The organism is Pedobacter sp. D749 (assembly GCF_019317285.1).
In the GTDB taxonomy this organism is placed as follows: Bacteria; Bacteroidota; Bacteroidia; order Sphingobacteriales; family Sphingobacteriaceae; genus Pedobacter.
In genome coordinates this window covers 2,069,387-2,083,042 of record NZ_CP079218.1, presented here as the reverse complement: position 1 = coordinate 2,083,042, position 13,656 = coordinate 2,069,387, and the positions used below count along the sequence as shown (strand labels likewise).

The window sequence follows — 13,656 nt, the reverse complement described above, 5'->3', positions numbered from 1 at the left end:
AAATCCCGACTAACAGAATGTCATTCCCAACTCGATTGGGAACAACATCATGCTCATTAATGCCATTGAAACAAGGGAAACTTATGAATAATCGTAATTCAAGCGTTTTAAGATTCCCGCCTGCGCCTATCGTGTGGACACATCTAAATTAAATAGTATTTGTTTTAGCACATATTCCTTGGCGATCGTCATGCTGAATTTATTTCAACATCTTTCCTTCAAATAACAAACTTTGATCTTAAAAACTATAGTTTGAAGATAAATGTTGATTTTTTTCCGCTCTATGCCGCGGTGGCATGGTACTTTGGAGCGCCAAAGTACCCAAAGCGCTCTGTCAATCCAGCAATGGGCCTTTTACACAATGCTATACACATCAAAAAAACAGCGGCACTTCGTTTTGTGTTCAATAATTCTTTAAAACTTTAAATTAGCGTTTATGAACACAAAACCACTGCGTTTTAGGTTTGGCAATGCTATTTATTCTATTCTGCACCTGTTTTTTTGATTTCTCCGGCCCTTGGGATTGACGGCGTTCTTCGGTTAAAACAATATGTTATTTGAGGAAGCTAGCAAAACGCCTAAAAAATTAAACTCAAAAAGATGTGTCCACACGATAGGCCTGCGTGGGAATAACGGCCGTGCTAATGGATTTTGTCATCCTGAGCTTGTCGAAAGACCCGTTTTAAATGCCACAGACCTCTTAGATATATACTGGGATAGCTGGTCTGGATTTGTAATCCGGACCGAAGTGCTGTGGATTTTCAATCCACTGGTAAAGAATTTAAAATCTAAAGATGTATAAAATTGAGTTTCATTGCGAGGAGGAACGACGAAGCAATCTTTCCAACCTAAGATAAAGATTGCTTCTGGCAATGAAGAATCGGCTTTTCAATGACGAAACATCCCTGGAAAAACTTGCCCCCTTAGTCTATTATCGAACTACTCTGTATGGTTCCATTTTCAGATCAGTGGCCATGCCTGAAGCAATCTGGCTAACCAACAAACCTGTTGCCGGTCCTAAACTTAAACCCATCATACCGTGGCCGGTAGCAATGATTAGATTTTCTCTTTTTTCGCTTCTGCCAATGTATGGCAAACCATCAGGTGATGAAGGACGGAAACCATACCAGATATCTTTTTCTGCAGGAACCGCAGGTTTTAAATCGGGAAAATATGCCGGAACCGATTCTACAATCCCTTTAACTCTTTGCATATTGATCCTGGTATTGATTTTATCCAGCTCCATCGTACCACCATATCTAATCTGACCGTTCATTGGTGTTATAGCTACCCTGGCTTCACATAACAGTGCCGGAATAGTTAAACGCTGCTGAGGTTCAGGCTCCATAAAAGAATAACCTTTGCCTGGCATTAAAGAGATTTTAATATCGGCCATTTTAGCCACAGCAGGCGACCACGAACCAGTTGCCAGAACATACTGATCGGCTTCCCAGGCGGTACCACCTGTAAAAACCTTTGTAATGCGATTACCTGCCGTCTCAATTTTATCAACTTCTTTATTACGCACTATATTAACCCCATTGTTTAATAAATACTTAAGCAAAGCATTCATCAACTTTGCTGGATAAAGGTGTGCATCGCAACGATAATGTACCGCTCCTAAAACATCTAACTTTAAATCTGGCTGTAACGCACGGCATTCGTCGGCAGTGAGTACAGCCATATCCAGGCCCAGTTCAATTGCCCTTGCAGCTAAATGCGCTTCTTCTTCTCCTGCTTTTTCTGTTTTATAAAATGCCAGAATACCATTGTTGGTTAATTCGAAATCGAAATCAGACTCTTTTGCCAGACCTTCATATAGTTTTTTGCTTAGCAACGATAAATCGCGCAATGGCACTGCCGCCTCGCTTACATGTTTTGCCGTAGCATGTTTCATAAATTTCAAACCCCAATTAACGAGGTTCATATTTAAAGATGGGCGAACATAAAAGGGGCTTTTGCTGTCGAACATCCAACGGATCCCCTGCTTGATCATTCCCGGTGCAGCCAAAGGAACAAAATGGCTTGGAACAATCATGCCCGCATTACCAAATGAGCAATTGTCGGTAATATCTCCTTTATCCAAAATTGTTACTTCGTAGCCTCTTTTCTGCAAGTAATATGCTGAAGTTAAACCTACTATTCCACCACCTATAATTAGTACTTTCGACATGCTTTTAATTTATACTGCTGATATTCTTTTTAAAAACTCATTAAATCACCTGAAATCCGTATGCATACGGATCATCTTCGGCATCGATTTTTATAGTATTGTAACCGTAAACCTTTGCCCAGCCTTCTACACTTGGTATAATGGCTTTGATTCCATTCAGGTCTACAACTTCTTCTACTCTTCCAATAAACTTGCTGCCTATAAAACTTTCATGGATAAAATCTTCTCCCTGTTTTAGTTTTCCTTTAGCAAACCACTGTGCCAAACGGGCAGAAGTACCCGTACCACATGGCGAACGATCAATGGCTTTATCACCATAAAAAACTGCATTCCTGGCAGTTGATGTAGGATCTATTGTTTTTCCTGTCCACAAGATATGGCTACAGCCATTTATCGTAGGGTCTTGTGGATGAACAAAGCTGTAAAGTTCATTAATGCGTTTCCTGATGATCTGGCTCCAGCTAATCAGTTGCGAAGCGGTATAGTTTTCCAGTCCAGGGAAATTCTCCTGTGGATCAACGATTGCGTAAAAATTTCCACCATAAGCTACATCAAAAGTAAGTGTGCCTAAATCAGGGCACTCTACCTGAAGATTTTCAGCAGCGAGGTAAGATGCCACATTTTTCAGTTTAACAGACTTTACTTTTTTTCCTTCCTGTTTGTATTCAATCAATACCAATCCGGCTGGCGCTTCCATTCTGATCACCCCTGGTATTTTCGGTTGGATGAGTCCTTCTTCAATAGCGATGGTAATGGTGCCAATAGTACCGTGGCCACACATTGGGAGGCAACCACTGGTTTCGATAAAAAGTACAGCCACATCATTAGCAGGGTCGTGAGGCGGATAAAGAATACTACCCGACATCATATCATGTCCACGAGGTTCGAACATTAAACCTTTTCTGATCCAATCAAATTCTTTCAGAAAATGCTGACGCTTTTCGCTCATGTTTGAGCCAATAAGCTGAGGTCCTCCACCTGCAACTAATCTAACCGGATTTCCGCATGTATGGGCATCTACACAAAAAAAAGTTTTACTCATGAGATTTCGTTAATTTTTGATTTACCGTTCTGAAAATATCCAATGGATTACCATCTTTCAATTCATCTGGCAATAATTCCTGTTCCCAATCCTGGTAAGCCAATGGCCTTACAAAACGATTGATTGCAGTAGAACCAACAGAAGTAAAACGGCTATCGTTAGTAGCCGGAAATGGTCCACCGTGTTGCATGGCTGCACAAACTTCTACGCCTGTAGGCACACCATTCAGTATAATTCTTCCGGTTCTATCAGTCAACTTATTTACCAAAGTCTGGTAATGCTGAAGTTCCTGTTTTTCGGCCATTAAGGTTACAGTAAGCTGTCCTTCCAAAACTTCAATAGCCTGCTCTAGTTCTGCACGATCCTGAGCAACAACCAATAACGAGTACGGACCGAAAATTTCTTCACGGAGTTTAGGATTTTTAATAAAATCGGCAGCACTTACCTGGGCAATTTTAGCTTCTGATTGATTTTGAAGCTCGGTATTTTTTACGGTTGATGCCGATAAAAGGGCAACACCGCTTTCGTTTACTACCCCGGCAGAAAGTTTACCATAATTATTGGCAATACCTTCAGTAAGCATGGTTGCCGAAGGAATAGTTGAAATAGCTTCTTTTAAAACGGCTTTAAAATTTTCGAGTGCAGGTGATTGTACTGCTAACAATAAACCTGGGTTAGTACAAAACTGACCCGCGCCCAGGGTAATCGAGGCGGCATATTTTTTAGCCAGTTCTTCTGCCTGATTTTCTATGGCCAGAGGAAGAAAGATTACCGGGTTAATACTTCCCATTTCGGCAAAAACCGGAATAGGTTGTTCGCGCTGTTGAGCAAGATTAATTAAGGCCATTCCACCTTTAAACGAACCTGTAAAAGTTACTGCTTTAGTTAACGGATGCTGAACCAGGCCAGCGCCAATGGTATAACCATCATCATACAACAAAGAGAAAACACCTTTAGGCATTCCTGTTTTTTCTGCCGCTTTAATAATGGCACCACCTACCAAAGCACTGGTTCCGTAATGTGCGGGATGTGCTTTAACAACCACCGGGCAACCAGAAGCTAGTGCTGATGCCGTATCGCCACCTGCAACTGAAAAAGCAAGTGGAAAATTACTTGCACCAAAAACTACTACCGGTCCGATTGGGATCAGCATTCTCCTGATATCAGGTCGTGGTAAAGGCTGTCTTTCAGGTAATGCCGTGTCAATAATGGCGTCAACCCAGGAGCCTTCTGCAACCAAATTGGCAAATAACCTTAATTGGCCGGTAGTTCTGCCCAATTCACCCTGTAAACGACCTAAAGGCAAACCACTTTCTGCCGAAGCCCTGTTTACGAGTTCCTCGCCAAGACTGGCGATTTCATCGGCAATGGCATTTAAAAAAGCTGCTTTAAGATCTTTGTTTAAATTTCTATAACTTTGGAAAGCCGATGTTGCTGATGTTAAAGCCTCATCAACCAGGTTTTCGTTCGCTTTAAAAAATTCGCCATCAAGCGTTAATCCCGTTGCGGGATTAACAGCTTTAAGGCTTTTTTCATTAATTTCACTATAAGTGCTGGCTATAATATTTTTCCCGTTCATATTTGGTTTTTAAACTATTTTCCCCAGCTACCTGCAGGTAATTCCGGACGAACAGCTAGTGCATCATTAATAATTTTTAATACTTTCTCTCTTTCTGCGCCACTTAATGGTAAGCGCGGTGCACGAACGGCTTCGGTTCCTAATCCTGTTGCAACCTCTGCGAGCTTAATGTATTGCACCAATTTCGCATGAATATCCAACTCAAGCACTGGTAAAAACCAACGGTAAATCGTTAGTGCTTCAGCAATGCGATTTTCTTTAATCAATCTGAAAATAGCAACGGTTTCTCTTGGGAAAGCATCAACCAAACCCGCAACCCATCCGTGTGCACCCATCACAATGCTTTCCATCGCTAATGGATCTACTCCGGTAAAGATTTTGAAACGGTCGCCAAAACGGTTGATTAACCGCGTTACATTTGATACATCCCTTGTTGATTCTTTGATCGCCTGTATGTTATCGTATTTGGTCAAAACCTCGAACATATCTAAGGTTACCTCGATTTTATAATCAACAGGATTGTTATAAATCATGATCGGTAAGCTGGTGCTTTCAGCAATGGCACCAAAAAAGGCCAAAGTTTCGTCTGGAGCAGCGTTGTAGCGCATTGGCGGCAACAACATTAAACCTTGCGCACCAAGCGATTCGGCTTTTTGAGCTACTTCGATTGCTTTTTTTGTAGTTGACTCAGCAATGTTCAATAAAACCGGTACGCGACCGTTTACCACGGTTAAGGTATGCGATAACAGGCCAAACTTTTCCTCATCGGTTAATACACTGGCTTCACCAAGCGATCCACCTAAAATTATCCCTTCAGCACCTGCTTCTAATTGCGCTTCGATATTTAAATCGAAAGCCGGAAAATCTAACTCATCATTTGCTGTAAATTTAGTAGTTACAGCAGGGAAAACCCCAGTCCATTTGATACCCATTGTAATGTTTATGTTTTAATAAATATTTTCAAAAATTAATCTGGCCTTTAATCCAAAACCGGATGTAATTGGCAAGCATCATTTAATCAGATTATCGAAGATAGAATCATATAAACGATATTCAAAGTTAGGGAATTACCAAACTGCAATATTGTTGGATTTTAACCGATATTGGTCATAAATACGCCATTTCAATCAGACAGATTTAATTAGAAAAAGCCCGGAGCATTTGTAAAAGAAATTAGATACCATAAAAAAAGCTAACACCTCAAACAAGAATACCTTTAAAATCAGTTAGATAGAGAACGTCCTACATCTCTTTTTATTTCAAAATTTTTATTTTGTGTTTTTTACCTGAAGGTAGTACATAAATTCAATAACCTGTTTTGTAAAAAGTGCATCCTGCCCTTTGGCTAACGTAACCTGCTGCCAGTTTTGTGAAGGAATAATTTTAAGCGCTTTAATTCCTTCTTTTTTAAGACTTAAAGGCAAATTGAAGCCCTTAACACAATCGCTATACCGGTAAAAGGCTTTACCATCTTTAAGATAGTATTCAAAAGTGGGAACCTGTACCGTACGTAAATATTGATCAAAAACCTTTGAAAAATTATAACCTGCTTTTTTAGAAACATAATTTTCGATCTGCGCAGTGGTTACCGTTTGGTGGTAAAAGGTTTGGTTAAGTCCACGCAATATGGCTCTAAAAAGTTCGTCGTTATTTAAACTATGCCTGATGGAATGCAGCATGTTGCCCCCTTTCGGATACATATCGCCACTGCCTTGTGCATTTACACCATAAGCAGGGATAATCGGGCTATCATTTTTAATGCCTTTTCTAATGCCAAAATTATATTCATTACCAGCCTGATTACCAAAAATATAATCAACAAAAAGTGTTTCGCTGTAGTTAGTAAAGCCTTCGTGTACCCACATATCGGCCAGATCGTTGGTGGTAATGTTGTTGCCAAACCATTCGTGTCCGCTTTCGTGAATAATGATAAAATCCCACTTCAAACCCCAGCCATTGCCAGACATATCTCTGCCTCTGTAGCCAAACTTGTAACCATTACCATAAGAAACTGCAGATTGATGCTCCATACCCGTATGCGAAGCATCAATTAACTGATAACCATCTTCATAAAAAGGATATGGGCCAAACCAATGCTCCATACTTTTCATCATTTTATGCACCTGATCGGGCATGTAGGTTTTAGCCTTTGGGTAATTGTAATCAAGCACCCAATAATTCACATCAAGGGCACCTTTTTCGCCTGCATATTTCTCCTTAAAATTAACATACTTACCTATGTAAGGGATAATGCAATAATTACTGATCGGATTTTTAACATTGTACTGATAGGTCGTGGTACCATCGTGGTTATCCTTTTTAAATACCAGGCGCCCGTTACCTACTGCTACCAATGTATCCGGAACAGTCATGGTTAAAGATGCTCCCAGATTAGGCTCGTCGCTTTGATGATCCTTATTTGGATACCAAACCGAAGCACCCAAGCCCTGGCAGGCCACTGTCATCCAAGGACGCGAAAGCGAATCGGTAGTAAAAATAAAACCACCATCCCAGGGTGCTCTTTTGGCCTGGTGTACTTTTCCATGGTAAAATATATGGACATTATTCAGCGCCGATAACTTTTGCGCAGGCACATGTACATACCAGACACTGCCGACATGTCCGAATTTTACCTTTGAACCGCCATTATATAAAACACTATCAATGATTAATGGCTCCTGTAAATCAATCTGCATACGGGTATTACCATTATTGTGCTGCACTACTTTGTAAACGATTTTATTTGAGCCTGTTATGCTCTTATCATTGTAATCGGGCTTAACCGAAAGTTCGTAACGCTGCACATCCCACCAGGTCCGTTCGGCATTTAAGCTTCCCCTTAAAGTATCGGCCAAAGTGTAAACCTTTTTTGGGTTTTGTGCAAAAAGCAGGGTATTAAACGTTAAGAAAACTAGGGTTAAGGAGGTTATTTTTTTCATATCTTTTTGCTGGTTATCATGTTGCAATAGCGTATTATTAATTTGAAAAGCAGTTTCAGTTTTTCATCGGTTATGGTAGTCCTGCTATCCCTCCCGCTCCGATGAAAAATTGGGAGCATCCGTTCTATCAGGTTTATTTAACCCTGGTTCTGTGCTTCTGCCGAGGTATCTAGCCCTGACAGCAGCGGGCATTCCGATCCTTCATCGGAATAAAGCGGATGGCAGGAACATTCTTTAAAAAAATCGAATGGACCTGCGCTCCAAAACAAAAAACATCTGTCATTTTAAAAGATCTATGCTCCCTTTAATGGCTCTTTACTATTTGTGATGTCGTTATTTTAGCAAAATATTAATTTGAAAAGCAGTCTCAGTTTTCATCGGTTACGGTAGTCCTGCTATCCCTCCTGCTCCGATGAAGAATCGGGAGCATCCGCTCTATCAGGTTTATTTAACCCTGGTTCTGTGCTTCTGTCAGGACTATCCTTAAAAAAATCGAAAGGCCTTGCGCTCCACAAAAAACAACAGTTATTTCAAATAAGCAACGTTACTAATAAGCTTCGCTCCTAATGGATTCAATTTCATCTGTAGTTAAAGCTAAATGCTTCCCTAACATCCGGCTTCCGTTTTCGGTAACCAGAAAATCGTCTTCGACCCTGATGCCGCTAAAGTTTCTAAACTGCTCCAATTTATCGTAGTTAATAAATTCGCCAAACTGGTTAGTGGCCTTCCAACGGTCTATTAGTTCCGGGATAATGTAAACACCTGGTTCTACAGTTAATACATAACCCGCTTCCAGCGCTTTGCCCAACCTTAACGATTTCAATCCGAACTGGCTGGTGTTTTTAGTCAGCTCATCTGTATAACCTACGTACTGCTCACCTAAATCTTCCATATCGTGTACATCTAAGCCCATCATATGCCCTGTTCCACATTGAAAGAACATAGCATGCGCACCAGCCTGCACGGCATCGTCTACATTACCTTTCATCAGGCCAATATCTTTTAAACCCTGTGCCAGCATTTTACACGAAGCCAAATGTACATCTAAGTACCTTACCCCCGGAGCCAGCATATTTTTGCCATGCGTATAAGCATTTAATACGATATCATAAACATCTTTTTGCTCAGCACTAAACTTTTTGCCTACAGGAAAAGTACGCGTAAGATCGCCGGCATAGCCTAAAGCAGTTTCTACCCCAGAATCGTTTAAAACCAGCTGACCTTCCTGGAGCTGATTGCCATGGTAATGGTTATGCAGAATTTCGCCGCGAACCGTTAAAATAACCGGATAGGCCAGATTACCACCCGAAGCTAGCGCAGCAGCTTGAATTTTTGCTGCAAGTTCGCGTTCGTACATACCAGGTTTTGCCTGCTGCATCACCATTAAATGAATATCGGCAGATCTTGCTGCAGCACGATCCAGCTCTTCAACTTCTTCGACAGATTTAACCGACCGTTGTGCAACAACAGCTTTAATAAAGTTTAGCGAAGCTTTTTCTTTAAGTTGATCGATTGGCAGGTTAAGCCAGTTGGCCAATTTAATCTTATTCTCAGCACGGTAGGGAGGTAAAAAATGAACCTCACGATTTTTATCCTGGTACTGTTTAAGATAAGTGTTTAGTTGCGCAAAAGGCAGAACTTTGGTTAGGCCGGCATCCAGACTTTTTTCTTCAAGTGTCTTCTGCCTGCCCATCCACACAATATCATCAATGCCCATTTCATCGCCAAAAAGAATGACCTGATCTTCATCCAGGTCGATAATAGCGCCTAAAGATGGCTCACTGATCCCAAAATAATATAAAAAGGTACTATCCTGCCTAAAATGATAGGTATTGTCTTTATAATTCATCGGACTTTCTTCATTACCCAAAAAGAGTAATATTCCCGAACTTATCTTTGATTTTAGTGCTGCTCTTCTTTGGAGGTAAACTTTCTTTTCAAACATATTTTTCACGTGTTAAGCAAATATCCAAAAAGCCATATTCATTACATCAGAATTAAAATGAATGGATAAAATATGGTTTATATCTGCAAATTATAAGCTATGGTTATGGCACAAAAATCACAATAAATTTCAGGTTAGCGAAAAATAAGGGTAAAATCTACAGATTTATGGATGATTAAAGAAAGTTTAAAGATATCATTTACAATTTTTAGCTACGGAGATATAGATGGCATTGAGTATTTATAAGGCGTTCCGTTATTCACAACCCGGATTCTATGGGAATCTTAATGCTTAAGCTTTAAGATCCCGGCCTGCGCCTTTTGGATGACACATCTTTTTGAGGTTAATTTTTTAGGCGTTTGGCTAGCTTGCTTTAATAAATTTACAGGTTTTACCGAAGAACGCCGTCAATACCAAGGGCCAGGAGATTCAAAAAAACAGGAGTAGTTCATTACAATTGGCACAAACAAACCTGAAACGCAGTGGTTTTGTGTTCATAGACGCTAATTAAAGCTTTAAGAAATATTGAACACAAAACGAAGTGCCGCTGTTTTTTTGATGAGTGTAGGGTTGTGTAAAAGGCCCATTGCTGGATTGACAGAGCGCTTTGGGTACTTTGGCGCTCCAAAATGCGCCAGCATTCTTGAGCACAGCTAAAAACAACTTGATCTGCGAAAAACTACCATGCCCCGCGGCATAGAGCGGAAAAATAAATAAATATTTCTTTTAATACTTGATAGTTTTTTTTAGAATCAGGGGGCTCTTAACAGTAGGAAAGATGCTGAAATAAATCCGATAGCCATCGGATCAGCATGACGATCGACCTTGACAACTACGCTAAAAAAGAATGAAATTTAACAGAGTTGTGTCCACACGGTAGGTCTGCGCGAGAGCGACATTTGTTGGGGATTACAAATAAAAATATGTTTATAGGCGATAAAATTGCATTTCTCATGCATCCTCTTTATAAACAAGAAAAATCTACCTCATTTTAAATTTAAATACATATTTTCGACTCATTATCAGCAACTTAAACATTAACATACTTATATAGATAATTATTAATAGTTCATATTAAGTAATAACTAATAAATCACATATACAATTGATTATCCAAAAAAGCCCCGTAATTTTATTTCACGGGGCTCAGACAGGTAGATGAATTGATATTATCTTTGAATTATGATTTCAGTTGTGTGATCTTTTGCAAGTAGAAATTCATACCCTCCTCTTTTCTTGATACCATTGCCTTTTATTGAATAAACACCAACTCCATTAACTTTTGTCGGTTGCGACAGCCTCAACAAAACATTAGCTAAGTATTCGTTTGCCTTAGCGAGCTTTAAGCGAATTTCACCATTTACAGTATTATAATTTACTTCATCAATGGTCCCCGCATCAAGACTGATCCAAAGCCCGGCAGGCGCAATGTAAACCGACGATTTTGCTGCCGTGGTTAATTTAACATTGATAATGTTCCCTTTTTTATTCAAATTGCCTCCAAAAGCTAACCAGCCAAATTCAGGATGCTGTAAAATGTAAGATGATGTATTAACCGCGTAGCCAAAAAAGCCAGATCCATAATCGCCGGTAATACCGTCATTTTTTAAGGTTGATGGATAAGCATGAAATGCAGCAGGCGCAAAACCTTCCTGGGTGATATTGGAGATCGAACCCAATAACCCACCGTAACCGGCACGTAAAAGATAGAAATCGCCGGGATTTTTGCGGTAATCCATTAACACAGGAATGGCATTAAGCGCCGAACCGTAATGATGGATCATCCGCTCGATGCGTGAGAGTTTACCTCCATAAAGGAAATCCCAATATCTTCGGGCATTACCATTGTAAGCCCAATGCGGTACCACAGGCATATAAGCAAGTATCGCATCGAGCGTTACATTCGCTTTATCCTGATAACCAAAATAGTTCGACCACACATAAACTTCTTCCTGACCTGTAGAGTCCCAAGGCATCTCACTACCAAATGGATACTGTAAAGATCGCCAGTGGTTGGCTCGCTTCTTCATTTCATTTTCTAACCTGGCTGCTTCATCTGTTAGTCCTTCGTTTTTAAGGTCGTTTAAGATGAGATAAAAGACTGTACCTTCCATCTGGCCGAACTGTGCATAATAAGGAGCAATATTAACCATAGCCATACCTGTTTCAGCAGCATCGATAAGGTGTTGTTTCCAGCTTTGCTCCTCTACAAGGCCGCTATAATTACGTGCCAACCGGTACATTACCCAATGGGCTGCTGCTACATGTGGATAGTTATAAGACCGGCCCAGGTTATCAGCTTCTTTTTTTGGCCATGCAGACCATATTTTAAAATTGATCTTTGCATCATAAGTATCTTTAGGGAGCGAATCCGGCGCATAATAAAACAAACTCTTTTTTACACCATATTTCTGAGGTCCGCTTTTAAGCTGTATCCTCCCAAACATTACACTATCAACAAATTGCTTCAGTTTATCAACCTCTTCTTTTTTGGGTTGCACCAACTGCTTCATCATTGCACCCAACCACGAACCTGCACCGCCTTCGTCGCTCAAACCCGCTATCCAGGCGCGGTTATCCTGAATTACTTGTTGCTGTTTTTCATTGTCGTAGGTAATAACAGAAGGATTTCTATTAAAAACGGGATCGGCCTGGGTGAACCATTGTTTGGTTGTTAAAAAATTGCCGTAACTCGCAATCACATCACTTTCTGCTTCAATTACTTTATAATTAATACTTTGCTCCAAGCCATCTTCGTAAGTAATGGATAATCTGGCTCTTCCCCAGATATTTCCTTTCACGGAGTAACTTTTCCAACCATTTTTGGTTGAGCCTGCTGCAACTATTGTTAAGGCATTTTCAGGTTGAACCTGAATATTTTTAATCTTTTTAGGGTATTTGAGAAACAATTTCCCTTCCACGTCTTTAGGCAGTACATAACCTGGAACGGATATGGCAACAGGTCTTTTATTTTCAATCAGTTTGCTTTCTATGTCTTTTGCAGTTCCTGACAGAATAAACTGAAGGGCATAACTCCGGCTTTCACCAGGTTTTAAAAAGGTTGAAGTAGGTGTATTCCATTGTTCGGCATTTTTCCATTCGTTTTCAGCATAAGCTTTACTGTACACCATCCATTCGTAAAAGCCTTCAAAAGCAATTCCCCTTGGTGTGCGGTCGTCGTTAAGTGGGTTGTAAGCTTCAAATGGCGTATGTCCCAATGGCGCAACCAGCAAAGAAGGCGCATGCCCACTTAAGCGGGTAACCTGCAAATAACCAGCATCTTTTCCGATGTAGGGATCGTAAAAAACATTTTTAGCATGAGTTTGCTCCAATGTACGGCCTTCTAAAATATTATCGAAAATCATCGGGATCCCAAGCGCACCAATTTCGACGTTTTTATCGGTCTTGTTTTTTAGTTCGAAGCGCAGCACCAGCTTTCCGTTCAACATTTCCCAGATCCTTTTAACCTGCAATGGAATATCAGCCGGAAGTGTTGCAGCAAGATCGGCAGCGGCAAGTACATTTTTTCCTGATACTATATTTTTCACAGGGCTTCGTTTTGCCGCAGTGCTATAGCTTTTCCAGGCTTCTTCACCAACATTGCGCAATTTTAAATTGATATCGCCCAAATGGTACAAACCATCAGAACTCCTCACTTTTAAACTATCGCTGGGTACAAAATCGAAATCTTTAACCATTTTAGGTTGAAGACCTGCCACAGTTTGCGATGACTTAACGAGCTTTAGATTAAATGCCCCGGCGTTGTAGGTCGAAAAACCATTTTCCAAACCCAAAGTGGATGGCTTTTCACCTAAAGCAATCCACGGCGATTGGGCCTGAATAACACCAATATTTATAAAAGTTAAAATACAGCAAAGTATTGCTTTAAAAGTTATTATGGATAAGACTCTTTTCTTTTTTGGTTCGATAATCATAGCGAAAAAGCAGATTTAGGAATGTAGTTAATCAAAAATAAAC

Annotated in this window: 7 protein-coding genes; all 7 read right to left on the bottom strand. The window is 40.3% G+C overall.

Annotated features, from left to right (window positions below; translation table 11 throughout):
- Positions 1 to 931: 931 nt before the first annotated feature.
- Positions 932 to 2,173: an FAD-binding oxidoreductase gene (locus KYH19_RS08295; protein WP_219078305.1), complete on the bottom strand. Its 1,242-nt coding sequence runs from the start codon at positions 2,171 to 2,173 to the stop codon at positions 932 to 934.
- Between the two features lie 40 nt (positions 2,174 to 2,213).
- Complete coding sequence (locus KYH19_RS08290) at positions 2,214 to 3,215, bottom strand: 4-hydroxyproline epimerase (protein WP_219078304.1); 1,002 nt, start codon at positions 3,213 to 3,215, stop codon at positions 2,214 to 2,216.
- Positions 3,208 to 4,794 (bottom strand): aldehyde dehydrogenase (NADP(+)), encoded by a 1,587-nt coding sequence (locus KYH19_RS08285; RefSeq protein WP_219078303.1) that lies wholly within the window; start codon positions 4,792 to 4,794, stop codon positions 3,208 to 3,210. Before KYH19_RS08285 ends, KYH19_RS08290 begins: the two co-directional genes overlap by 8 nt.
- A gap of 14 nt (positions 4,795 to 4,808) precedes the next feature.
- The gene (locus KYH19_RS08280) at positions 4,809 to 5,726 is read right to left on the bottom strand and encodes a dihydrodipicolinate synthase family protein (RefSeq protein ID WP_121287921.1); all 918 of its coding nucleotides are present in this window, start codon (positions 5,724 to 5,726) and stop codon (positions 4,809 to 4,811) included.
- Between the two features lie 336 nt (positions 5,727 to 6,062).
- Positions 6,063 to 7,733 (bottom strand): M1 family metallopeptidase, encoded by a 1,671-nt coding sequence (locus tag KYH19_RS08275; RefSeq protein WP_219078302.1) that lies wholly within the window; start codon positions 7,731 to 7,733, stop codon positions 6,063 to 6,065.
- A 547-nt stretch (positions 7,734 to 8,280) separates the two neighbouring features.
- Positions 8,281 to 9,678: an aminopeptidase P family protein gene (locus KYH19_RS08270; protein ID WP_219078301.1), complete on the bottom strand. Its 1,398-nt coding sequence runs from the start codon at positions 9,676 to 9,678 to the stop codon at positions 8,281 to 8,283.
- Positions 9,679 to 10,847: 1,169 nt separating this feature from the next.
- Positions 10,848 to 13,613, bottom strand: a complete 2,766-nt coding sequence (locus KYH19_RS08265; protein ID WP_219078300.1) for a DUF5695 domain-containing protein — start codon at positions 13,611 to 13,613, stop codon at positions 10,848 to 10,850.
- Positions 13,614 to 13,656: the final 43 nt, after the last annotated feature.